This is a genomic window from Ramlibacter henchirensis, assembly GCF_004682015.1.
GTDB lineage: Bacteria > Pseudomonadota > Gammaproteobacteria > Burkholderiales > Burkholderiaceae_C > Ramlibacter > Ramlibacter henchirensis.
In genome coordinates, this window is the sequence record NZ_SMLM01000001.1 from 696,182 (window position 1) to 717,523 (window position 21,342).

A 21,342-nucleotide genomic window follows, 5' to 3' on the forward strand; every position below is an offset into this window, starting at 1 on the left:
TTGTCGGCCGTCTAGCGGCGGACAACGCTTCCAGCGGCCTTGTCGTCCTCGGCGGCGTACCGACGAAGCTCGACGGCATCGACTTGAAACTCGCCGCGACGACGATGGCCCGAGGTGAGGCCACTTTGCTCATCCCGCCCGCGAGGCGTTGCTCACTGCGCGTGCCGCGAAACCGCAGTTGCCTCGCCCACCAGCCCCCGCGGCCGCCACAGGAGCATCAGCGCGATCAGCACTCCGATCAGCACGACCTGCAAGGCTGCGGCGCGGGCCTGTTCGGCCTGGGGCACCAGGTTGCGCAGCACTCCGCCGGAAGCGGCCCAGATGCCCCAAACCAGGTACGCCCCGAGCATCGCGCCGCGGTTGTTGCCCGAGCCGCCGACGATCAGCATGGCCCACAGCTGGAAGGTGAGGATCGGGAGGAAGTCCTCCGGCGCGATGTAGCCGACGAAGTGCGCGTAGAGCGCGCCGCCCAGCCCCATCAGCATGCTGCCGATCACGAAGGCCTGAAGCCGGAAGCTGAAGGCGCTCTTGCCCAGTGAGGCGGCGGCTTCCTCGTCCTCGCGAATCGCCCGCAGCACCCGCCCCCAGGGGCTGCGGACCAGCCGCTCCAGCCCCCAGTAGGCCAGCACCAGCAGCAGACCGACGAGTGCCAGGTAGGCCAGGTTCCAGGCCGCGCCGGCGCCCAATGCGCCTTGCAGCGGGCGCGGGATGAACTGCACCCCGAACGGCCCGCCGGTGAGCCACTTCGCGTTGAGGGCGACCAGCTGCACGACGACCGCGAAGCCGAAGGTGGCGATGGCCAGATAGTCGTGTCGCAAGCGCAGCGCCGCCGTACCGACCACCAGTCCCGCCAGGCCGGACACGGCCATCGCGCCGATCCACCCCGCGACCACGGGCCAGCCGAGCCCGCCGACTCGGCCCGGGTCGTCGGGCGTGGTGAGCAGGGCCGAGGTGTAGGCACCGATGGCCACGAATCCGGCGATGCCCACGTTGAACAGGCCGGTGGAGCCCCACTGCAGGTTCAGCCCCAGCACCATCACCGCGAACACGCTGGCGAACACCAGGAAGAAGCTGCCGTAGGAGAGCAGGTCGGCGATGCCGGGCATGACGTTCACAGCCTCTAACCTTTCTCCGCGAACAGGCCGGTGGGCCGCAGCCACAGGATGGCGATCAGCACCACGAACGAGGCCGCCGCCCGGTATTCGGCGCCCACGAGGGTGACGGAGAAGCTCTCCGCCAGGCCGATGATCAGGCCGCCCAGCACCGCGCCCCACACGGAGCCGATGCCGCCCAGGATGACGGCGGCGAACAGCGGCAGCAGCAGGTCCATTCCCATGGTGGGTCGCAGCTGCACCGTCAGGCCCACGAACACGCCGGCGATGGCGGCAAGCACGCCGCCCAGGATCCAGGTGGCGCGCATCACGCGCTCCGGGTCGATGCCGCTGACGCGGGCCAGCTGTGGATTGAGCGAGGTCGCCCGCATCGCGCGGCCCAGCGTGCTGCGGCCCAGGAACAGGTGCAGCGCCACCACGCTGGCCAGCGTGAGCGCAAGCACCAGCAGCTGATCGGGCGTGAAGCGCAAACCGCCGTACACGGTGCGCGGCAGCAGCGCGATCGCGATCTGCAGTTCCTGCGTGTAGTACTGCGGCACGCCGCCGTAGAAGAAGAACAGCAGGTTGCGCGCTGCGAGCGCCGCGCCGAAGCTGGCGATCACGAGCGTGATGGCGCCCTGGGCCCGAAGTCGCCGGAACAGCAGCCAGTCGATGCCCAGCGCCAGCAGCGCGGTGCCGGCCATGGCCAGCAGCAGCCCGGCGGCCAGGGGCCAGCCGAAGGAGAAGGGCGCCCACGGCGCGGCCTGCACGGCAGCGAAGGCTCCCCCCGCCGTGAACGCGATGTACGCACCCCAGGAGAGCAGCTCGCCGTGGCCGAAGTTGGCGAAGCGCAGGATCGAGAACGTGAGCGTGAGCCCGATGGCGCCCAGCGCGATCGCGGATCCCACGATGAGGCCGTCGGCCAGCACCTGCAGCATCAGGAGGCGGCCTCCACGTGGCGGCCGAGGTACAGCTCGGCGATGCGCGCGTCGCGCGCCAGTTCCGCCGCGGGGGCGACCACGCGTTCGCGCCCTTCGACCAGCACCGCCGCGCGGTCGGCGATGCCCAGGGCCGCCTTCACGTTCTGCTCCACCAGCACCAGCGTCACGCCGGCGGCGCGGATTTCGCGCAGCTTGCCGAAGACTTCCACCACCATGCGCGGCGACAGCCCGGCCGAGGGCTCGTCGAGCATCAGCACGTGCGGGATGCGAACCAGGGCGCGGGCGATGGCCAGCATCTGCCGCTGGCCGCCCGACAGGCGCCCGGCCAGCAGCGTGCGCTGGCGCGCCAGGTCCGGGAACAGCTCATACAAGGCCGGCAGTCGGTCGCGCGCCGGCACCTTCTGCAGCGCCGCGGCCAGTTCCAGGTTCTCGGCGATCGTGAGGTTGGTGAACACGTTCTCGGTCTGCGGCACGAAGCCGAGTCCCAGGGCGCCGAGCCGGTGCGCGGGCACGCGCGTGATGTCCTGCTCGCCGAGGCGCACGCTGCCCGCCGTCACGGGCACCAGGCCGGCCACCGCCTTGACCAGCGTGGACTTGCCCGCGCCGTTGGGGCCGAGGATTGCGACGATCTCGCCCGGCTGCGCGGCCAGGCTGGCGCCGCGCACGATGGGCAGGCCCGGCTCGTACCCGGCCTCGAGGTCGGCTATCACCAGCGGAAGGCTCATGCCGTCGCGCCCAGGTAGGCCTCGACCACCTGCGGGTCGCGCAGCACGTCGCCAGGCGTGCCCGAAGCGAGCAGCCGGCCCTGCGCCATCACCAGCACCGGGTCGCACAGCGAGGCCACCAGGTCCATGTTGTGCTCGATGATGAGGAAGCTGGTGCCCTGCCGGTGCAGCGCGGCGATGCGGTCCACGATGGTGTCCAGCAGCGCCGGGTTGACACCCGCGCCGGGCTCATCCAGCAGCACCAGCCGGGGCTGCGCCACCATCACGCGCGCCAGTTCCAGCAGCTTGCGCTGGCCGCCGGAGAGCACGCGGGCCGGCTCGGCCGCCAGCGCCGACAGGCCGACGAAATCCAGCCAGTGCAGGGCGCTTTCGCGCACCTGGCGCTCCTGCGCCGCCACGCTGCCGCCGGCCAGCCAGTTGCGCCAGAAGGCCTCGCCGGCCTGCCCGCCGGGGGCGAGCATCACGTTCTCCAGCACCGACATGGCGGCGAAAGGGCGCGGGATCTGGAAGGTGCGCGCCAAGCCCGCCGCGAAGATGCGGTGCGGCGGCAGGCCGGTGATGTCGCGGCCGTCCAGCGTGATGCGCCCGGCCGTCGGGCGATGGGCGCCCGCGATGAGGTTGAACAGCGTGGTCTTGCCGGCGCCGTTCGGGCCGATCAGGCCGGTGATGCGCCCCGGCGCAAGGGAGCAGGAAACGCCGTCCACCGCGCGATTGCCGCCGAACGACTTGACCACCCCGTCCAGAACTAACATACGTCGATTCTTGCATTGAATCGGAGCACGCCATGGACGACGGATTCGAGCTGCACGACCTGCGCGTTGAAGTGGTGGGCCCGCCCGACGCGCGCATCTTCTGCGGCGCGCGGCTGGGCGATTCCTTCGAGCTGCGCGGCGAGATGCTGCACCTGCCGCCCGGCCAGGGCTTTTCCATCTACTCGCTCGCGGCGCTGCTGCCCCTGTTGCCGGCCAAGCAGCGCGCCACCGATCCGAACGACTGGATGTCCACGGACGCGGAGGTCGCCTGCCCGGACCCGAACTGCCCCACGCGCTTTCGCATCACCCGTATCGGCAAGCGGCACTTCCGCCATGCCGACACGACGGCCGTGCCGCTGGTGAAATCATGAAGGTCGAGACCTTCGAGCTCGCACCGGGCTACGTCATCCCGCGCCTGGTGCGCGGTGGTTGGCAGCTGGCCGGCGACCACGGCGAAGTCGATGCCGCCCGCGCCATCGACGACATGGCGCAGTTCGTGCGCGCGGGCATCAACACGTTCGACTGTGCGGACATCTACACCGGGGTGGAGGCGCTGATCGGCCAGTACCGGCTGCGCGACCCTTCGCTCAAGGTGCACACCAAGTTCGTGCCCGACCTGGAGGACCTGCCGCGGGTGGACGAGGTCTACGTTCGGCGCATCAATGCGCGCTCGCGCGAACGCCTGCACACGCTGGCGCTCGATCTCGTGCAGTTCCACTGGTGGGATTACGCCGTGCCGGGCATGGTGCCTGTGGCGCAGCTGCTTGCGCGCCTGCGCGAGGAGGGGCTGGTGCGGCACCTGGGCGGCACCAACTTCGACGCGCCGCATACGGAGCAGATGCTCGATGCGGGCTTGCCGCTGGTGAGCATGCAGGTGCAGTACTCCCTGCTGGATCGCCGGCCCGCCGGCGCGATGGCCGCCCTGTGCGCCCGCTCGCCCGTGCGGCTGCTGTGCTACGGCACGCTGGCCGGCGGCTTGCTGACCGCCCGCTGGTTGGGCGCGGAGGAGCCGGGCCAGCTGTCCAACCGTTCGCACATCAAGTACAAGCTGGTCATCGACGACTTCGGCGGCTGGGCCGCCTTCCAGGACTTGCTGGCGCTGCTGCAGCGCATCGGCGACAAGCACGGCGTGGGGCTGTCGGCGGTGGCCACGCGCTGGGTGCTGGACCAACCCCATGTGGCGGCTGCGATCGTCGGCGCGCGCTACGCCGCCCACCTTCCCGAGCACCTGCAGGTGTTCGACTTCCGCCTGGACGCGGCCGACCGCGCCGGCATCGACCGGCTGCTGGCACGCTGCCCCGGGCCGCAGGGCGATACTTACGCGCTGGAGCGCGATCGCGCGGGCCGGCACGGACGCATCATGAAGTACAACCTGAACAAGGCCGACTGATCACTTCAAGGAGAACATCGCCATGCGCATCACCTGGTCCCTGCTGCTGGCCGCGCTCGCGTCGGCCGCCGTCCTGCCCGCCGTTGCGCAGGCCCCTGCTGCATCCGCGCCCGCCGCTCCGGGCGTCGGCTGCCGGCATACCGTCGGCATGGTGGTGTCGCTCACCGGCCCGGCCGGCCGCTTCGGCCAGGCCGCATCCAAGTCCGTGGAGCTGGCGTTCGCCGACCTCAACCGCGCCGCAGGTGCCGCCGGCATCGCCGGCTGCCAGCTGGTGCACGAGGTGCGCGACAGCCAGAGCCAGGGCGCCGTGGCGGTGGACCAGGCCCGCCAGCTGGTCGACCTGCGCAAGGTGCCGGTCATCATCGGCAGCATCATCTCGTCCGACTCGATTCCCATGGCCACCTCGGTCACCGGGCCGGCCGGCGTGGTGCAGGTGTCGCCCGCGTCCTCCTCGCCAACGCTCACGCGCCTCGCGACGGAAGGCCAGACCAAGGGCTGGTTCTTCCGCACCATCACGTCCGACGCGCTGCAGGGCACCGCGGCGGCCAAGTACGCGCTCGACCAGGGGCTGCGCGAACTGGCCGTGATCCACGTGAACAACGACTTCGGCGTCAACATGCTGGCCGAGTTCCGCAAGGCCTACGAGGCCCTGGGCGGCAAGATCCACACGGTCACGCCCTACAACCAGGCGCAGTCGTCCTATGCACCGGAAGTTACGCGGGCACTGCAGTCCAACCCGCCCGCGCTCTACCTGATCGGCTATCCCGGCGACGGCACCACCATCCTGCGCACCTGGATCCAGCAGGGCGGGCCCCAGCGCATCCTGCTGAACGACGGCATGAACTCCGCCGACCTGATCAAGGGCGTGGGACCGCAGTTCATGAACAACGCGTACGGCACCTCCTCGGGCACCACGCGCACCCCGAGCACCGAGTATTTCGGCCGCGCCTATCCCGCCATGAGCGGCGGCTTCGATGCCAACGCGCCCGCCGCCGACCGCTCCTATGACGCGGCCGCGATCGTCGGGCTGGCCATCGCCCGGGCCGGCAAGTTCGAGGCCGGCGCGATCCGCGACGCCATCCGCGAGGTCACCCGCCCGGGCGGCGAGGTGGTGCATGCGGGGCCGGAAGGCTTCACCAAGGCGCTGCAGCTGATCCGCGACCGCAAGCCGGTGCGCTACGTGGGCGTGATCGGCCCGGTGGACTTCGACCGCAACGGCGACATCGTCGGCCCGTTCCGCCTGTGGCGCATCCAGAACGGCGAAGTGGTCACCACCGGCCAGATGAGCGCCGAGGAAGTGCAGGGCGTGCAGTCGAAGCTGCCGCGCTGATGCTGCCTACGACCGAGCTCGCACCCGGGCTCGTCATCCCGCGCATCGTCACCGGCCTGTGGCAGGTGGCGGACATGGAACGCGGGGGCCAGCTGCTCGATCCCGTGGCCGGCGCGGGTGCGATGGCCGCGTATGCGGCCGAAGGCTTCACCGCGTTCGACATGGCCGACCACTACGGCTCGGCCGAGGTCATCACCGGCCAGGCACGAGCGCAGGGCGTGGCCCTGCAGGCCTTCACCAAGTGGTGCCCGCGGCCGGGGCCGATGCCACGCGACGTGGTGCGCGCGGGCGTGCAGCGGGCGCTCGAGCGCATGCGCACCGGGTGCATCGACCTGATGCAGTTCCACTGGTGGACGTTCGAGCACCCGCAGTACCTGGATGCCATGGCGGAGCTGGCGGCGCTGCGAGCCGAGGGCCTCGTGCGGCACCTGGGCCTGACCAACTTCGATACCGCGCACTTGCGGGTGCTACTGGCCCAGGGCATTCCGGTCGCCAGCAATCAGGTGTGCATCTCGTTGCTGGATCGGCGCGCGCTGGGCGACATGTCGGCGTTGTGCCTCACGCGCGGCGTGCGCCTGCTGGCGTACGGCACGCTGGGCGGCGGCTTCCTGTCGGAGCGCTGGCTGGGCGTGCCCGAGCCGGCGCGCGTGGACGACTGGAGCAAGATGAAGTACCGCCGCTTCATCGACGCGGCGGGCGGCTGGGCGGCGCTGCAGGCGGTGCTGCGGGCGGCTGACGGCATCGCCCGCAAGCACGGCGTTTCCATCGCCAACGTGGCGACGCGCTGGGTGCTCGAGCAGCCCGCGGTCGCGGCGGTGATCGTCGGCGCGCGCCTGGGCGAATCGGAACACCGCGCCGACAACCTAGCCCTGTTCCGGTTCTCGCTGGACGACGAGGACCGGTCCTGGCTGGAGGAGGCCTTCGCGCAGACGCGCCCCATTCCCGGCGATTGCGGCGACGAGTACCGCAAGCCGCCCTTCCTGACCGCGTCGGGCGACCTGAGCCACCACCTGGAAAGCCTGTCGCCGGTGTACCGGGCCGAACCCGTGCCCGGGCGCCCTGGCCGGCTGCGTGTCGACAGTGGCAGCGTCTGGGAGCCGCTGGCCGGCTACGCGCGCGCGGTGCGCGACGGCGACCGCATCGACGTGTCCGGCACCACCGCCACGCACGGCAGCGCTGGCGTGGTGGCGCCCGAGGACGCAGGGGCGCAGACGACTTTCATCCTCGACAAGATCTCCGCCAGCCTGCGCAGCCTGGGCGGCAGCCTGGACGACGTGGTACGTACCCGCGTGTACCTGCGGGAGGTGGACGACTGGGAGGCCGTGGCGCGGGCGCACGGTCGCGTGTTCGGCGACATCCGCCCGTCCAACACAATGCTGCAGGTGGGCGCCCTGATCGGCACAGGCTACCGCGTTGAGATCGAGGCCGAGGCACAGGTCAGTCACCCCTAGGGTTTCGCGCTAGCTGCTGCAGGCCGCCGCATAGCGAGATACAGGGGAGCGGCGAGCAGCCGTTGGTTGCCGCCGAGATCGCGTCGCGAGTGGGGGGAGAGCCTCCGGGGCGCTGAAGCCGCTTTCGGGCATCCTGCTGGTCGCGCCGAGCGGACTGCAGGGCTGGAAGCTGTCGCGCCATCTGTCACCGGCAGCTGAACGGTGTCGGCTGCTAGGAATTACATAGCGGCCGATGCAGAGTCCGTGTAGGGAGGTGGTGGGTCCTGTAGGATTCGAACCTACGACCTACGGATTAAGAGTCCGCTGCTCTACCAACTGAGCTAAGAACCCACTTTTCGGACAAACGCCGCGCTGCGGCGGCGTTTGGGAAACGGTGTTGTGGTGGAGAAGTGGATATCGACTCCCCGCACAAATGTATCCACTATTGTATCTAACAAGGCCTTGACTCTGTTCAGCTAGTCCTTGGACTTGGTGAATACGTATGTGTTGAGTGTATCACACCGAGCCTATCGAGCCGCAGGCAGGCCATCTCATCGCCTTGCCACAGCCCGGGTGCCATCCTTGCCCGACAGGGCCCGTCGGCCCCAGCCGACTGCGCAAACGGCGGCTGGCAACCAGCATGACCCCATGCGCACTGTCATGGTGACCGACAAGAAGCTGGAGTGGTTCGAGATTCCCGACGCTACTGTCCTGGGCGCCCGCAGCTACCTGGCGGAGCACGAGAGCGGCCGTGGGGCCAGCGTCAGGGTGCTCAACCTGTGCCGCACCGGCCGCTATCAGGGACGGGGGTACTACGTTTCGCTGCTCGCCGAGGCCCGTGGCGATCGGCCGATTCCCGACGTGAAGACGGTCGAGGACCTGAAGTCCGAGGCCCGCGTGCAGGCGCTCTCGGCCCAGCTCGAAGCGCTGGTGCGCGAGACGCTGCATCACGATGAGAGCGACCTCTTCGAGCTCGACGTCTATATGGGGAGGGATCCGGCGCAGCGCCACCAGGCACTCGCCGAGCAACTCTTCGCGAAAGTGCGCGCGCCGCTGCTGCGCGCCCTGTTTCGCCGCGTCGAGGGCCGCTGGCGCCTCGATGGACTCGAGGCGATCGGCATCGCCGACATTCCGGCGCAGCACCGCGCATTCCTGCTGGAGGCGGCCAAGGCATTCGTGGCCGAGGCGTCGGCGCCCAAGCCGCAGCGCACCGGCGCGGTCCGGCCGCGCCTGGCCATCCTGTGGGACCCGGATGAACCGCACAAGCCGTCCAACGAGGAAGCGCTGCAACGGCTCCTGCGTGCCGCTCCCCTGGTGGGACTGGAGGCCGAGCTCATCGGGCCCGACGCACTGGAGCGCCTCCCGGAATTCGACGGCCTGTTCAACCGGGCGAGCCCCGAGGTCGACGGCGTGACCTACGAGTTCGTGCGCCGTGCGGAGTCGCTGGGCATGCCGGTCATCGACGATCCCGAGTCCATCCTCAGGTGCCTGAACAAGGTGTACATGCACGAGCTGATGAGCCGGCATCGCATTGCCCAGCCACGCACCCTCGTCGTGCACCGCGCCAACGTCGAGCAGGTCGTGCCGTCGCTGGGGCTCCCATGCGTGCTCAAGCTGCCGGACAGCGGCTTCGGCCTGGACGTGGTGAAGATCGAATCGGAAGGCCAGTTGCGGCGCGAGGCAGAGCGGTTCTTCAAGGTGTCGGAGCTCTTCGTCGCGCAGGAGTGGCTGCCCACCGGCTTCGACTGGCGAGTGGGCGTCTACGACCGGCGGCCGCTGTTCGTCTGCAAATACTTCATGGCGCCCGGCCACTGGAAGGTGAACCAGGTCGCCGAAGGGCAGCGGCTGATCGAGGGCAAGACGGAGGCGATGTCGGTCGGCGAGGCGCCGGAGCAGGTGGTCGACACGGCGGTGCGCGCGGCCAACCTGATCGGCCGAGGGCTGTACGGAGTGGACCTGAAGCAAGTCGAGGACCGCGTCTACCTGATCGAGGTCAACTGCAATCCGAACATCGACGCGGGCAACGAAGACCAGGTGCTGGGCGAGGCGCTCTACCGCGAAGTCCTTGGCGTGTTCGCGCGCCGCATCGCGGAGCTCCGAAGCGGCGCGGCCCGGATCTCCGCCGCATGAACCGGCCTGCGCGCAATCCGCCCGTCACCCATGGAATTCAGCGTCAACTGCGGCAGCCCCGAGCAGCAGCGCACAGGCTGCATCGTGGTCGGGGTCTACGAAGGGCGCAAGCTTTCGCCTCCTGCGGTGGAGCTCGACACCGCATCGGCCCACGCTCTCGATGACGTGATCCGGCGCGGTGACCTCGAAGGCGAGCTCGGCACGACGCTCCTGCTCCACGCGCTGCCGAAGATCGCCTCCGAGCGCGTGCTTCTCGTCGGCCTGGGCCCCGAGCGCGAATTCCTGGAGGGCAGCTATCGCAAGTCGCTCTCCTGCGCGATGGACACGCTTCGGACCACAGGGGCCGCGGAGGCGACGATCTGCCTCAACGAGCTGCCCGTGAACGGCCGCGACGGCGGATGGAAGATCGAGCAGGCGGTGCTTGCCGTGATGGAGGGCATGTACCGCTTCGACAAGCTGAAGAGCAAACCTTCGCAAGGCAGGCGCGCACTGGGGAAGGTGGTCTTCCATGTCGCTCACCGGTCTGAGGCGGAAGAGGGCGAGGCTGCCATCCATCGGGCCGTGGCGATCGGAGAGGGCATCGTGGTCGCCAAGGATCTGGGCAACATGCCCGCGAACCTTTGCACCCCGGCGTATCTCGCCGACCAGGCGCGGGAAGCCGGCCAGCGCCATGGCTTCGAGGTGAAGGTCCTCGAGCGGGACGACATGGAGAAGCTCGGCATGGGCGGATTCCTCGCGGTCGCGCGCGGCAGCCGCCAGCCGCCCAAGCTCATCGTCATGGAGTACCGGGGCGCCGAGCGCGACGCGCAGCCGGTGGCCCTCGTCGGCAAGGGGATTACGTTCGACACGGGCGGCATCTCCATCAAGCCCGCGTCGGAGCTGGACGAAATGAAGTTCGACATGTGCGGAGCGGCGAGCGTGTTCGGCGCACTGCACGCGGCCGCGCTCATGAAGCTGCCGCTCAACGTGGTCGGCATCATTCCGGCCACGGAGAACATGCCCGACGGCAACGCGATCAAGCCCGGCGACGTGGTGACCACGATGTCCGGCCAGACCGTGGAAATCCTCGACACGGACGCGGAAGGGCGCGTCGTTCTCTGCGACGCGCTCACCTACGCCGGGAAGTACAACCCCGCTGCCGTCGTCGACATCGCGACGCTGACGGGCGAGATCGTGAGCGCGCTCGGCGACGTCGCCAGCGGCATGTTCTCCAATGACGACGCGCTGGCGCGCGAAGTCCTGGAGGCGGGCGAAGAAGCGTGGGACCGCGCCTGGCAGATGCCGCTCTGGGACGAGTACCAGGACGCGCTCAAGTCGAGCTTCGCGGACCTGCCGAACATCGGCTCGCGCGCCGACTGCGCGCCTGTCGCAGCCTGCTTCCTCTCGCGGTTCACGAATGGCTACGCGTGGGTGCACCTGGACATTGCGGGAACGGCGTCCAAGAGCGGTGCGGACAAGGGTGCGACGGGCCGGCCCGTGGCGCTTCTTGCGCATTTCCTCGCTGCCCGCGCGGACAAGCGGCGACGCTGTTAGATGTACTCCGCCTGGGCGCTTTCGGCAGCGGCCACGAGGGGGCGCATCCACGGCAACGCCATGGATGCCGTGCGATGCACGGACACGTGGATGCCCTGAATGGCGTCCGTCTGGACGTCGCGGTAGACGAGCTGGCCGTCCAGGGACGAACCGCGGTCCTGGATCTTCAGCAGTGCGGTGGCCGCCAGCAAAGGCGCGTCACCGCCCGGCGACGGTCCGAGCGTGACATACCCGTCCGATATCCTGCCTTCCAGGTGCACCTGCAGTTTCGCGCTGCGGTCGCCGGAACAATGCCGGATCCAGAGGAGCCCGCGCAGATCACGCGCTTGTTGCTCGAGGCTCAGGCGGATTTCGGTCCATTCCCCCGCGGTCGGGACCGGTGCACTGCCCAAGCCGGTCCACACGCCGGCAATCCTGTCCCCTCGATACCTCCAGTTGCGCAACAGTGGCAGCACGTGATGCACCCACGCGTCCTTGAGCGTCATCAGAAAAAGGGTCGCGACCAGGGCGCCACCGGCACCCAACAGAAGGTAAATGGCTATCTCATCCATAAGCCGACTTTCTCATGCTGCGAGCCCGTTTCCTGTTTGCGCTTGCAACAACGAGCGCGAAGAAGGGTGCAGGTGGACACCAGGCACATGCGACGGGAGTTCGGCGAGCGGGACATCTCCACGACTTCGAGGGCCAGCACAATCGCGGCTTCACCAACGCGGGCACGCATGCGCAACCTCCTTCTCTTCTTCCATCTGGCCGGCGCGATTTTCTGGATGGGCGGCATGGGCTTCATGCTGCTTGCCCTGCGTCCGGCTGCCGCCGCAACGCTGCAGCCGGCCGAGCGCCTTCGACTGCTGACCGACGTGCTGCGCCGCTTTTTCCCGGTGGTGGGTATCTCGATCGTCGTGCTGCTGCTCTCCGGCGGCGCGGTGATGTTTTCCGCCTGGGGGCAAGGCATGCCGCGCGGCTGGCATGCGATGGCGGGCATCGGCGCAGTCATGATGCTGCTGTTCGCCCATATCGTGGCCGCTCCCTACCGCCGGCTACGGCGAGCGGTGGCCGCGTCCGACTGGCCCGAAGGGGCGCTCCGCATGGGGCAGATCGCGCTGCTCGTGCGGATCAACTTTGCGCTCGGCTGGATGGCGATCCTGGCCGTGCTCCTCTGGCGCTGAGCACCCACTGCACAGCTCGCCGGCGGAAAAGAAAAAAGGCCTTGCAGAGCAAGGCCTTGGAAAGATTGTGGTGGAGAGGAGGAGGATCGAACTCCCGACCTTCGCATTGCGAACGCGACGCTCTCCCAGCTGAGCTACCCCCCCACAACGACACGTATTCTAGCGCAAGCGGGGCGCGTTTCGAATCACGCGGCCTTCAACACGGGCGGCGCGAACAGGTCTTCCATCTGCTTGCGCACCTGCCACGCACGGGTGCTCGTGTCGATCGCCACATCCGACCAGCTCAGGCTCTGGCCCTTGCGCACCGGACGCACGACCTTCACGTCGTGGGCCAGGCCCAGCGGCACGCCGCCGAGGCGCGCCGACTTCTCGGCCGGCAACAGCTTGCCCCACACGGTGTAGCCGCCCTCACCGTCGAGCACCTCGCCGGGCTGCAGGTCGCGCTTGGCGGTGGCGACCACGTCCGCGTTCCAAGCCGTGGCCACGCCGGTCGGTTCGCCACGCAGCGCGACGGACGCCACCGAGACGCCGACTTCCAGGCCGATCAGGTGCCAGCGCTTGTACAGCGTGAAGTAGCGGCCGCTCGGGTCGGTGTGGGCGTTGTATTCCTCGAAGCAGTTCTTGATGTACTCGGTCTCCGCCTCGACGGTGACCCACACGCCCATGCGGATGTCGTACGGGATCTTGCGGCCGTCGGCCTCCAGCGAGGAGATCACTTCGACCATGCCCTTGCGTTCGAGCACGCCGCCCTCGCTCTTCGGACGCGTGACGTACGGAATGTCCTCGACGCTCGCGGGCGGGTACAGCAAGCCGTTGCTCGGAACCGCGAGGCCCGTCGCGTTCGACACGGCGGTGCTCTCGATCGAAGGCTTCGATCCGTCCAGGAAGCTGTTGAACATCTTCGGGTTCAAGCCGCCGCGTTTCGCTTGCTCGGGCGTCAGACCGTAGTAGCCCCAAACCGTTTCCGGCGTCGACTCGCTGAAATGCGGCAGCCATTTGTGGCCGCGTCCGGCCGCCACCACGGGGAAGCCGCAGGTGCGCGCCCAGTCCACCAGGTCGCAGATCAGCGCCGGCTGGTCGCCGAAGGCGAGCGAATACACCACGCCGGCCTCGGCTGCCTTGCGCGCCAGCAGCGGGCCGCAGAACGCATCGGCTTCCACCGTCACGTTCACCACGTGCTTGCCGTGCGCGAAGGCTTCGAGGCAGTGGTCGACCGCGGCGATCGGGTGTCCGGTGCATTCGACGATGACGTCGATGGCCGGATGCCGCACCAGCGCCTGCCAGTCTTCGCCGACGTGCGTGGTGCCCGCCTTCACTGCGGCGTCCAGCGACGCTGCTTCCGTTCGCGCCGGTTCCCAACCCACGCGGGCGAGGTTGGCGCGCGCGTTGGCCGGCGACAGGTCGGCGATGCCGGCCAGGTGGACGCCGGGCGTGCGCGGTACCTGCGCCAGGTACATGGAGCCGAACTTGCCCGCGCCGATCAGGCCGACGCGGATCGGCCGGCCCTCGGCCTGCCGCCGCTGGAGCTTGGCGTGCAGATTCATCAGGCCGCCTTCCTCATCTCGTCGATCGGGACGCTGCTGGTCTGCAGCGCGCTGGGCGGCAGGCCGTTCTTCCAGGGGACGTCGACCGGGTAGTCCTTCAGCAGGCAGTCATCCGGCAGGCACTCGATCGGCGTGAAGTCGCGGTGCGCGATGTACTCGGGCCGCTTGAAGCGGCGGATGTGGTTGGACACGGCGCACAGGCTCAGGTAGACGCTCACGCGGTTCCACGGCGACAGGTTGCTGCTGGACGCATGCAGCAGGCAGCTGTGGAACAGGATCATCGACCCGGCCGGCCCCTTCGGGCTGACGATGCCACCGTTCTTGCCGCCCGCGCGTTCGACCAGTTGCGCGATGAGGTCGTTGTCCACGGTCCAGAGCGGATAGCTGGTGGTGGTGAGGTCGTGCCTGGCTTCGACCACGCCCTTCTTGTGGCTGCCCGGGATGAACATCAGCGGGCCGTTGTACTCGTTGACGTCGTCCAGGAAGATCGCGACGTTCATCGCGCGCTCGGTAGGCATCAGGTCGTCATTGAGCCAGGTGCCGTAGTCCTGGTGCCACTGCCAGACGTCGCCCTCGAAGGCCATCTTCCCGTTGATCTTGAACTGGTGCATGTAGACCTGCTCGCCGAACAGGTCCACGACCGGCTGCACCATGCGTGGATGCCGCGCCAGCCGGGCGAAAGGCTCGCTCACCAGGTGCCCCGCGAAGTTGGTGCGCACCGCGTCGCTGCCTTTTTCGCGCACGTTGTACGCCTCGCGCCGGCTGTACAGCTCGGGCACGGCGTCCAGCAGCTTCTGGGTCTCCTGCGGCGAGAACAGGCTGGGGAAGAACAGGTAGCCCTCCCGGTCGAAATGCTCGAGTTGCTCCTTCGTCAATTGCATGGCTTGTCTCCTATCGGGTCTGAAGGGTAGGGGAGGTGAGGGTCTCGGCCATCCGCCGCGCCAGGTTCTGCGCGGCCTGCCGGCTGTGGTCCTGCATCAGGCGGGCGGCCGTGTCGCCGTCGCCCGCGGCGATGGCTTTTGCGATCGTTTCGTGTTCGTCCCAAACGGGCTCGCGCTGGCGCGACTGCTGCAGCACCGCGCCCATCACGCGGCGCAGGTGGCGCCAGTGCTGGTGCGCGCTCTGCTCGATGAGCGGATTGCCCGAAGCCGCGTAGATCGCGTCGTGAAAGGCCAGGTCCGCATCGATCATGGCCTTGACGTTGCGCCCGCGCGCGGCCTTGCGGCCCTGCTCGATCAGCCTGGGGTCGAGCCGGAAGCGCGACGCCGCGGCCAGCCGCGCGGCCAGGGCATCGAGCGCGCCGCGTACCTGGTAGACGTTGATCGTCCACTGCGCATCGAGCGGCGTGACGAGCAGCCCTCGGCCGGGCGCGTCCTGCACGAAGCCGTCCTTCTTGAGCAGCCGCAGCGCCTGCAGCACGGGCTGGCGCGACACGGCCAGTTGCTCTGCGATATCTTCCTGGGTGATGCGCTGCCCCGGTGCGAGGGCGCCTTCGCTGATCGCGTCCAGCAGGCTGCGGTAGACCTGGTCCACCAGGTCGGGTGCTGCTTCGATGCGGACGAGCTTGGGCGTCATGGGGTGGCGCAGGTTCTGAACTCTGTATACAGAATACGCCGAATCGGCGCGAAAGGTCAAGGACGGCATGGAAGAGCACGACAGCCAGTGGCACGACCGCATGTACAACAACCGGGCGCTGGTGCCCGAGCATCCCGAGCATTTCGACCGCTGGCGGCGCGCATCGAAGATCGCGCGAGAGGCCTGCGAGTGCGTTCTAGACGTGCCCTTCGGGCCGGGCGCGAACGACAAGGTGGACGTGTTCCCGGCGCCGCGCGCCCGCGCGCAGACCGTCGTCTTCCTGCATGGCGGCTACTGGCGCTCGCTGGACAAGAGCGACCACTCCTTCGTCGCCGCGCCCTTCCAGGAGTCGGGCGCCTGCGTGATGGTCCCCAACTACGACCTGTGCCCCGCGGTGACCATTCCGCAGATCGTGCTGCAGTGCGCGCGCGCGGTGGCGTGGGCGTGGAAGCACGCGCCGGACTACGGCGGCGATCCGCGGCAGATCACGGTGATGGGCCATTCGGCCGGCGGGCACCTCACCGCCATGATGCTGGCGTGCGACTGGCAGGCGCTGGATTCCGAGCTCCCGTCGGACGTCGTCGCGAAGGGCCTGTCCATCTCGGGGCTGCACGACCTGCATCCGATCCAGCGCACGCCCTTCCTGCAGGAGACGCTGCGGCTCACCGACGAAGACGCGCTGCGTTGCAGCCCGGCGCTGATATCCGCGCCGCGCGGCGCCACGCTCTACGCTGTCTGCGGCGCGGACGAGAGCGAGGAGTTCATCCGGCAGAACCGGCTGATCCGCGATGCGTGGGGCGAAGAGGTGGTGGAGGTCTGCGAGGCGCTGCCGGACCTCAACCACTTCAGCGTGCTGGAGGCGCTGGCTGCGCCGGGGCACCCGCTCCAGCAGCTGGCGCTGGAGCTGGTCTGGCGCTGATCACATCAGCAGGTGTTCCCCTGCGTTGTCGCCGCCGAGGATGACGTAGTTGACCTTGCGGATATCCAGCAGCTTGCGCCCGCCCGCGTAGCTGATCGAGCTCTGGACGTCCTCCTGCATCTCCCGCAGGGTGGCGGCGAGCGTGCCCTTCACCGGCTCGAGGATGCGCTTGCCCTCGACGTGCTTGTACTCGCCCTTGTTGAAGTCGGATGCGCTGCCGTAGTACTCCTTGTACAGGCGGCCGTCGACTTCCACCGTCTGGCCGGGCGACTCCTCGTGGCCGGCGAGCATGGAGCCGATCATCACCATGGTCGCGCCGAAGCGCACGCTCTTGGCGATGTCGCCGTGCTCACGGATGCCGCCGTCCGCGATGATGGGCTTGGTGGCCACGCGGGCACACCACTTGAGCGCCGACAGCTGCCAGCCGCCCGTGCCGAAGCCGGTCTTCATGCGCGTGATGCACACCTTCCCGGGGCCGATGCCGACCTTGGTGGCGTGGGCGCCCCAGTTCTCCAGGTCGATCACGGCTTCGGGTGTGCCGACGTTGCCCGCGATGATGAAGGTCGACGGCAGCTTCGCCCTGAGGTGCGTGATCATGTTCTTCACCGTGTCGGCATGGCCGTGCGCGATGTCGATCGTCACGTACTCGGGCGCCAGGCCCTCGGCCGCGAGGCGGTCCACCGTCTCGTAGTCGGCCTTCTTGACGCCCAGCGAAATCGAGGCGTACGCGCCGTGCTCCTTGATCCAGCGGACGAACTTCAGGTTGTCCAGGTCGAAGCGGTGCATCACGTAGAAGTAGCCGTTCTGCGCGAGCCAGAGGCAGATCTTCTCGTCCACCACCGTCTTCATGTTGGCGGGGACCACCGGAATGCGGAAGCTGCGGCCGCCCAGCTCCACGCTGGCGTCGCACTCGGAGCGGCTTTCCACGCGGCACTTGCGCGGCAGCAGCAGGACTTTGTCGTAGTCGAAGATTTCCATAAACCCAAGCTCCTGGAGGAGGAATCGTTGAAGAACGAGTGGACGCTTGGACTGGGCCCGGCCGTGCCCCGCGAAGGAGCAAAAAAAACCGGGTCCCAAATGCTTGGGCCCGGTGCGGAATTCTATCGTTTCTGTTCTTCAGGGTCGCATCTGGATTCCGATATGGCCCTGATCCGGCCCTGTGAATCCTGCACCCAGCCGACCACGCGCAGGCGCTCCGGGCGGGCGCCTTGCGGGATGCTCATCGGGCGCGACTCGAAGCGCGGCACGCCGGGCTGAGCGGGCCAGGACACCTGCAGCAGGTTGCGCACGAGGTTGCGCTCCACCGGCGTGCCCTCCACGCCGGCCGGCAGCGTCTCGACCAGCGCCAGCCAGGCGGTGAACGGCCCCTCGCCGGCGCCCTGCGACTCGATCGAGGTGCCCACGTAGCCGTTGAACGCCGGCCCGATCGCCACGCGCAGCGCTCCGGTCTCCGCTTCCCGGGCGGTGTGCACCGCGTCGGAGGTCGCGGGCGGCTTGCGGCGCAGCGCCAGCAGCCGGGTTTGCGCATCGCGGGTGGCCGCGGCCGACAGCGGCGCGTCGTCGCCGCGCGAGCCGGGCACGATCCAGTCCAGGGCCAGTTCGCCCTGTCGCGGGCGGCGCGTGTCCCTGGCCGTCCAGCACGCCTCGCAGTCGGCGCTGATGAAGCGCTCCAGCAACCCGGCGGGCTGGAACTGGCCGTCGCTGGAGCAGGACCCGAACGCATGTGCGCCGCCCGGCAGCGACAGCACGGCCAGGACGGCGAAGGCGGATGGAAGAACGGCTCGCGGTGACATTTGCTTTCCGGACGGCTTTTTACAATGTCGCATGTTCCCAGATGTCGAGACGCCGTCGCCGCTCCTGCAGCACCTCAACCCGGAGCAGCGCGCCGCCGTCACCCTGCCGAACGAGCACGCGCTGATCCTCGCGGGCGCCGGTTCCGGCAAGACCCGGGTGCTCACCACCCGCATTGCCTGGCTGCTGTCCACCGGACAGCTGTCGCCCGGCGGCGTGATGGCCGTCACCTTCACCAACAAGGCGGCCAAGGAAATGATGACCCGCCTGTCCTCGATGCTGCCAGTGAACGTGCGCGGCATGTGGATCGGCACCTTCCACGGCCTGTGCAACCGCTTCCTGCGCGCTCACTGGAAACTCGCCAACCTGCCGCAGAGCTTCCAGATCCTGGACACGCAGGACCAGCTGTCCGCGGTCAAGCGCGTGATGAAGCAGTTCAACGTGGACGAGGAGCGTTTCCCGGCCAAGGAAACGCAGTGGTTCATCGGCGGCTGCAAGGAGGACGGCCTGCGCCCGCGCGACGTGCAGGTGCGCACCGAGGAGGACCGCCGCCGCGTCGAGCTGTATCAGCTGTACGAGGAGCAGTGCGCGCGCGAGGGCGTGGTCGACTTCGGCGAGCTGATGCTGCGCAGCTACGAACTGCTGCGCGACAACGACGCGATCCGCGCCCACTACCAGCGGCGCTTCCGCCACATCCTCATCGACGAGTTCCAAGACACGAACAAGCTGCAGTACGCCTGGATCAAGATCTTTGCGTTCAACCCCGACGGCTCGTCCGGGGCGGGCAACTCGATCTTCGCGGTCGGCGACGACGACCAGAGCATCTACGCCTTCCGCGGCGCACGGGTGGGCAACATGGCCGACTTCGTGCGCGAGTTCCAGGTGCGGCACCAGATCAAGCTGGAGCAGAACTACCGCAGCTACAGCAACATCCTCGATTCGGCCAATGCCCTGATCAGCCACAACAAGGGAAGGCTCGGCAAGAACCTGCGCACGGACCAGGGCCCCGGCGAGCCGGTGCGGGTGTACGAGGCGCCCACGGACCTGGCCGAGGCGCAGTGGCTGCTGGAGGAGATGCGGCACCTGGTGCGCGGCGACGGCCCGGAAGGCGGGACCGCGCGGCGGGAGATCGCGGTGCTCTATCGCAGCAACGCGCAGAGCCGCGTGATCGAGACGGCGCTGTTCAACGCCGGCGTGCCGTACCGTGTCTACGGCGGCCTTCGGTTCTTCGAACGCGCGGAGATCAAGCATGCGCTGGCCTACCTGCGGCTGCTGGAGAACCCGAACGACGACACCAGCTTCCTGCGGGTGGTGAACTTCCCGCCGCGAGGCATCGGCGCTCGCAGCATCGAGCAGCTGCAGGACGCGGCGCGCGCCGCCGGCTGCTCGTTGCACGACGCGGTGAGCGCCACCACCGGCAAGGCGGGGGCCAACCTCGGCGCCTTCGTCGCGAAGATCGACGTCCTGCGCGAGCAGACGCAGAACCTCTCGCTGCGCGAGATCATCGAGCTGGTGCTGCAGCACTCGGGCCTCATCGAGCAGTACCGCGCCGAGCGCGATGGCGCCGAACGCATCGAGAACCTGGAGGAACTTGCCAGCGCCGCCGAAAGCTTCGTCATGCAGGAGGGCTTCGGCCGCGATGCGGTGGCGCTGCCCGTGGACGAACTCTCGCAGTCGCCGGTGAGCCAGGGACTCGACCCGGACCAGCCGCTGTTGAACGAGCCGGCCCCCGATTACGTGCCGCCCGATGCCGAAACCGGCGAGACGCTTTCGCCACTGGCGGCTTTCCTCACGCATGCGGCGCTCGAAGCCGGCGACAACCAGGCCTCGGCCGGGCAGGACGCCGTCCAGCTGATGACGGTGCACTCGGCCAAGGGCCTGGAATTCGACGTGGTGTTCGTCACCGGCCTGGAGGAAGGCCTGTTCCCCAGCGAGCGCTCGATGTCCGACCTCGACGGGCTGGAGGAAGAGCGCCGCCTGATGTACGTGGCGATCACGCGCGCACGCAAGCGGCTGTACCTCAGCCATTCGCAGACTCGGTTGCTGCATGGCCAGACCCGCTACAACGTGCGAAGTCGCTTTTTCGACGAACTGCCCGAGCATGCGCTCAAGTGGCTCACGCCGAAGAACCAGAGCTTCGGCGGCTCGGCGTTCGGCTTCGGAGCCGGTTATGCGTCGACGCGGTCCGGCGGCGGTGGTGGCGGCGGCTGGAATGCGGACAGGTTCGCGAGCCCGCCGGTGCCCGCGCAGAAGGCCGAGCCCTCGCACGGCCTCAAGGCGGGGCTGCAGGTGTTCCACACCAAGTTCGGCGAGGGCACGGTGCTGTCGATCGAAGGGCAGGGCGATGATGCGCGGGCCCAGGTGAAGTTCACGCGCCACGGCGTGAAGTGGCTGGCGCTGGCGGTCGCCAAGCTGACGCCGGTGACCTGACCCGGGCAAACCCGGTGCGCCGCGGCTGCATCCGGAATCGACACTCGCGCCGTATCTGAGGCACCGTCTTGTTCTGGAGGAGTCCCTGATGAAGCTCGTGCTTTCCGCTCTCGCCCTGTCCCTCGCGGCCGCTCTTTCGGCCCACGCGGCTGATACGCCCACGGTTGCCACACCCACCGCGGCCGAGCGCCTGGCCAATGCGCGCAAGGCCATCGACAGCAAGGATTGGAGCCGCGCGATGCGCGAGCTCAACGCCGCCGCGCGGGACGAGCCGCGCAATCCCGACGTGCACAACCTGCTGGGCTACTCGTACCGCAAGCGCGCCAACCCGGACCTGCCCAAGGCCATGGAGCACTACCGCACCGCACTGCGGCTCGACCCCGCTCACAAGGGGGCGCACGAGTACATCGGTGAGGCCTACCTGATGGAGCGCAGGCCGGACGAGGCCGAGAAGCACCTGGCCGAGCTGCAGAAGATCTGCGGCGGCACCAGCTGCGAGGAATACCAGGACCTCGCCAAGGCCATCGCGGAGTACAAGGCGAAGAACTAGCCCGCGGGGCGGCGGCCTCAACGATAAGTACGCTTATCATTTGCC

20 protein-coding genes and 2 tRNA genes are annotated in these 21,342 nt (G+C 68.7%); 10 read left to right on the forward strand and 12 right to left on the reverse strand.

Annotation, left to right across the window (positions count from 1 at the left end; all coding sequences use genetic code 11):
* Positions 1-152 precede the first annotated feature (152 nt).
* From EZ313_RS03460 to EZ313_RS03475, 4 genes are read right to left on the reverse strand one after another with little or no spacing between them, the layout of a single operon-like run.
* On the reverse strand, positions 153-1,106 hold the full coding sequence (locus EZ313_RS03460) for a branched-chain amino acid ABC transporter permease (protein WP_135263556.1): 954 nt from the start codon (positions 1,104-1,106) through the stop codon (positions 153-155).
* 14 nt (positions 1,107-1,120) lie between these two features.
* Entirely contained in the window at positions 1,121-2,029 is a 909-nt protein-coding gene (locus EZ313_RS03465; RefSeq protein WP_240788520.1) for a branched-chain amino acid ABC transporter permease, read from the reverse strand.
* On the reverse strand, positions 2,029-2,757 hold the full coding sequence (locus tag EZ313_RS03470; RefSeq protein WP_135261813.1) for an ABC transporter ATP-binding protein: 729 nt from the start codon (positions 2,755-2,757) through the stop codon (positions 2,029-2,031). Before EZ313_RS03470 ends, EZ313_RS03465 begins: the two co-directional genes overlap by 1 nt.
* Positions 2,754-3,509 carry an ABC transporter ATP-binding protein gene (locus EZ313_RS03475; RefSeq protein ID WP_135261814.1) on the reverse strand — a complete coding sequence of 252 codons (756 nt, stop codon included), beginning with the start codon at positions 3,507-3,509 and terminating at the stop codon, positions 2,754-2,756. The genes EZ313_RS03470 and EZ313_RS03475 overlap by 4 nt, the downstream gene beginning before the upstream one ends.
* Before the next feature lie 32 nt (positions 3,510-3,541).
* Here EZ313_RS03475 and EZ313_RS03480 point away from each other — a divergent pair, with 32 nt between their 5' ends.
* From EZ313_RS03480 to EZ313_RS03495, 4 genes are read left to right on the forward strand one after another with little or no spacing between them, the layout of a single operon-like run.
* Positions 3,542-3,880: a TIGR04076 family protein gene (locus tag EZ313_RS03480; RefSeq protein ID WP_135261815.1), complete on the forward strand. Its 339-nt coding sequence runs from the start codon at positions 3,542-3,544 to the stop codon at positions 3,878-3,880.
* A complete protein-coding gene (locus EZ313_RS03485; protein WP_135261816.1) occupies positions 3,877-4,899 on the forward strand; it encodes an aldo/keto reductase in 1,023 nt (340 codons plus the stop codon). The genes EZ313_RS03480 and EZ313_RS03485 overlap by 4 nt, the downstream gene beginning before the upstream one ends.
* A 22-nt stretch (positions 4,900-4,921) precedes the next feature.
* Positions 4,922-6,229 (forward strand): ABC transporter substrate-binding protein, encoded by a 1,308-nt coding sequence (locus EZ313_RS03490; RefSeq protein WP_135261817.1) that lies wholly within the window; start codon positions 4,922-4,924, stop codon positions 6,227-6,229.
* The gene (locus EZ313_RS03495) at positions 6,229-7,680 is read left to right on the forward strand and encodes an aldo/keto reductase (protein WP_135261818.1); all 1,452 of its coding nucleotides are present in this window, start codon (positions 6,229-6,231) and stop codon (positions 7,678-7,680) included. The genes EZ313_RS03490 and EZ313_RS03495 overlap by 1 nt, the downstream gene beginning before the upstream one ends.
* 254 nt (positions 7,681-7,934) lie before the next feature.
* Here the strand turns inward: EZ313_RS03495 and EZ313_RS03500 are convergent.
* Positions 7,935-8,010 (reverse strand) — tRNA-Lys (locus tag EZ313_RS03500).
* Positions 8,011-8,307: 297 nt separating this feature from the next.
* Here EZ313_RS03500 and EZ313_RS03505 point away from each other — a divergent pair.
* Both EZ313_RS03505 and EZ313_RS03510 read left to right on the forward strand, forming a co-directional pair.
* On the forward strand, positions 8,308-9,789 hold the full coding sequence (locus EZ313_RS03505; RefSeq protein WP_135261819.1) for a RimK family protein: 1,482 nt from the start codon (positions 8,308-8,310) through the stop codon (positions 9,787-9,789).
* A 30-nt stretch (positions 9,790-9,819) separates the two neighbouring features.
* Positions 9,820-11,322, forward strand: coding sequence for a leucyl aminopeptidase (locus EZ313_RS03510; protein WP_135261820.1), 1,503 nt, complete (start codon positions 9,820-9,822; stop codon positions 11,320-11,322).
* Here EZ313_RS03510 and EZ313_RS03515 read toward each other — a convergent pair.
* Entirely contained in the window at positions 11,319-11,873 is a 555-nt protein-coding gene (locus tag EZ313_RS03515) for a hypothetical protein (RefSeq protein WP_135261821.1), read from the reverse strand. The two genes, EZ313_RS03510 and EZ313_RS03515, sit on opposite strands and share 4 nt — an antisense overlap.
* 168 nt (positions 11,874-12,041) lie before the next feature.
* On the opposite strand from EZ313_RS03515, the gene EZ313_RS03520 reads away from it, so the two are divergent.
* A complete protein-coding gene (locus EZ313_RS03520; protein ID WP_135261822.1) occupies positions 12,042-12,488 on the forward strand; it encodes a CopD family protein in 447 nt (148 codons plus the stop codon).
* A 68-nt stretch (positions 12,489-12,556) separates the two neighbouring features.
* Here the strand turns inward: EZ313_RS03520 and EZ313_RS03525 are convergent.
* The 4 genes from EZ313_RS03525 to EZ313_RS03540 form a co-directional block, all read right to left on the reverse strand.
* Positions 12,557-12,632 (reverse strand) — tRNA-Ala (locus EZ313_RS03525).
* 41 nt (positions 12,633-12,673) lie between these two features.
* Positions 12,674-14,032, reverse strand: coding sequence for an NAD(P)H-dependent oxidoreductase (locus tag EZ313_RS03530; RefSeq protein ID WP_135261823.1), 1,359 nt, complete (start codon positions 14,030-14,032; stop codon positions 12,674-12,676).
* Positions 14,032-14,913 carry a phytanoyl-CoA dioxygenase family protein gene (locus tag EZ313_RS03535; RefSeq protein WP_135261824.1) on the reverse strand — a complete coding sequence of 294 codons (882 nt, stop codon included), beginning with the start codon at positions 14,911-14,913 and terminating at the stop codon, positions 14,032-14,034. The genes EZ313_RS03530 and EZ313_RS03535 overlap by 1 nt, the downstream gene beginning before the upstream one ends.
* Before the next feature lie 10 nt (positions 14,914-14,923).
* On the reverse strand, positions 14,924-15,607 hold the full coding sequence (locus tag EZ313_RS03540; RefSeq protein WP_135261825.1) for a GntR family transcriptional regulator: 684 nt from the start codon (positions 15,605-15,607) through the stop codon (positions 14,924-14,926).
* A gap of 67 nt (positions 15,608-15,674) precedes the next feature.
* On the opposite strand from EZ313_RS03540, the gene EZ313_RS03545 reads away from it, so the two are divergent.
* The gene (locus EZ313_RS03545; RefSeq protein ID WP_135261826.1) at positions 15,675-16,526 is read left to right on the forward strand and encodes an alpha/beta hydrolase; all 852 of its coding nucleotides are present in this window, start codon (positions 15,675-15,677) and stop codon (positions 16,524-16,526) included.
* Here EZ313_RS03545 and EZ313_RS03550 read toward each other — a convergent pair whose 3' ends face one another.
* Positions 16,527-17,504, reverse strand: coding sequence for a GMP reductase (locus EZ313_RS03550; RefSeq protein ID WP_135261827.1), 978 nt, complete (start codon positions 17,502-17,504; stop codon positions 16,527-16,529).
* A 122-nt stretch (positions 17,505-17,626) separates the two neighbouring features.
* Complete coding sequence (locus EZ313_RS03555) at positions 17,627-18,319, reverse strand: hypothetical protein (protein ID WP_135261828.1); 693 nt, start codon at positions 18,317-18,319, stop codon at positions 17,627-17,629.
* A gap of 31 nt (positions 18,320-18,350) precedes the next feature.
* Here EZ313_RS03555 and EZ313_RS03560 point away from each other — a divergent pair, with 31 nt between their 5' ends.
* Together EZ313_RS03560 and EZ313_RS03565 are read left to right on the forward strand one after the other, a co-directional pair.
* On the forward strand, positions 18,351-20,747 hold the full coding sequence (locus EZ313_RS03560; protein WP_135261829.1) for a UvrD-helicase domain-containing protein: 2,397 nt from the start codon (positions 18,351-18,353) through the stop codon (positions 20,745-20,747).
* Between the two features lie 88 nt (positions 20,748-20,835).
* A complete protein-coding gene (locus tag EZ313_RS03565; RefSeq protein WP_135261830.1) occupies positions 20,836-21,297 on the forward strand; it encodes a tetratricopeptide repeat protein in 462 nt (153 codons plus the stop codon).
* Positions 21,298-21,342 lie beyond the last annotated feature (45 nt).

Excerpts from the sequence above, each read along its gene's own strand:
- EZ313_RS03460 (WP_135263556.1), bottom strand. The coding sequence starts at position 1,106 with ATGCCCGGCATCGCCGACCTGCTCTCCTACGGCAGCTTCTTCCTGGTG.
- EZ313_RS03465 (WP_240788520.1), bottom strand. The coding sequence starts at position 2,029 with ATGCTGCAGGTGCTGGCCGACGGCCTCATCGTGGGATCCGCGATCGCG.
- EZ313_RS03470 (WP_135261813.1), bottom strand. The coding sequence starts at position 2,757 with ATGAGCCTTCCGCTGGTGATAGCCGACCTCGAGGCCGGGTACGAGCCG.
- EZ313_RS03475 (WP_135261814.1), bottom strand. The coding sequence starts at position 3,509 with ATGTTAGTTCTGGACGGGGTGGTCAAGTCGTTCGGCGGCAATCGCGCG.
- EZ313_RS03480 (WP_135261815.1), top strand. The coding sequence starts at position 3,542 with ATGGACGACGGATTCGAGCTGCACGACCTGCGCGTTGAAGTGGTGGGC.
- EZ313_RS03485 (WP_135261816.1), top strand. The coding sequence starts at position 3,877 with ATGAAGGTCGAGACCTTCGAGCTCGCACCGGGCTACGTCATCCCGCGC.
- EZ313_RS03490 (WP_135261817.1), top strand. The coding sequence starts at position 4,922 with ATGCGCATCACCTGGTCCCTGCTGCTGGCCGCGCTCGCGTCGGCCGCC.
- EZ313_RS03495 (WP_135261818.1), top strand. The coding sequence starts at position 6,229 with ATGCTGCCTACGACCGAGCTCGCACCCGGGCTCGTCATCCCGCGCATC.
- EZ313_RS03505 (WP_135261819.1), top strand. The coding sequence starts at position 8,308 with ATGCGCACTGTCATGGTGACCGACAAGAAGCTGGAGTGGTTCGAGATT.
- EZ313_RS03510 (WP_135261820.1), top strand. The coding sequence starts at position 9,820 with ATGGAATTCAGCGTCAACTGCGGCAGCCCCGAGCAGCAGCGCACAGGC.
- EZ313_RS03515 (WP_135261821.1), bottom strand. The coding sequence starts at position 11,873 with ATGGATGAGATAGCCATTTACCTTCTGTTGGGTGCCGGTGGCGCCCTG.
- EZ313_RS03520 (WP_135261822.1), top strand. The coding sequence starts at position 12,042 with ATGCGCAACCTCCTTCTCTTCTTCCATCTGGCCGGCGCGATTTTCTGG.
- EZ313_RS03530 (WP_135261823.1), bottom strand. The coding sequence starts at position 14,032 with ATGAATCTGCACGCCAAGCTCCAGCGGCGGCAGGCCGAGGGCCGGCCG.
- EZ313_RS03535 (WP_135261824.1), bottom strand. The coding sequence starts at position 14,913 with ATGCAATTGACGAAGGAGCAACTCGAGCATTTCGACCGGGAGGGCTAC.
- EZ313_RS03540 (WP_135261825.1), bottom strand. The coding sequence starts at position 15,607 with ATGACGCCCAAGCTCGTCCGCATCGAAGCAGCACCCGACCTGGTGGAC.
- EZ313_RS03545 (WP_135261826.1), top strand. The coding sequence starts at position 15,675 with ATGGAAGAGCACGACAGCCAGTGGCACGACCGCATGTACAACAACCGG.
- EZ313_RS03550 (WP_135261827.1), bottom strand. The coding sequence starts at position 17,504 with ATGGAAATCTTCGACTACGACAAAGTCCTGCTGCTGCCGCGCAAGTGC.
- EZ313_RS03555 (WP_135261828.1), bottom strand. The coding sequence starts at position 18,319 with ATGTCACCGCGAGCCGTTCTTCCATCCGCCTTCGCCGTCCTGGCCGTG.
- EZ313_RS03560 (WP_135261829.1), top strand. The coding sequence starts at position 18,351 with ATGTTCCCAGATGTCGAGACGCCGTCGCCGCTCCTGCAGCACCTCAAC.
- EZ313_RS03565 (WP_135261830.1), top strand. The coding sequence starts at position 20,836 with ATGAAGCTCGTGCTTTCCGCTCTCGCCCTGTCCCTCGCGGCCGCTCTT.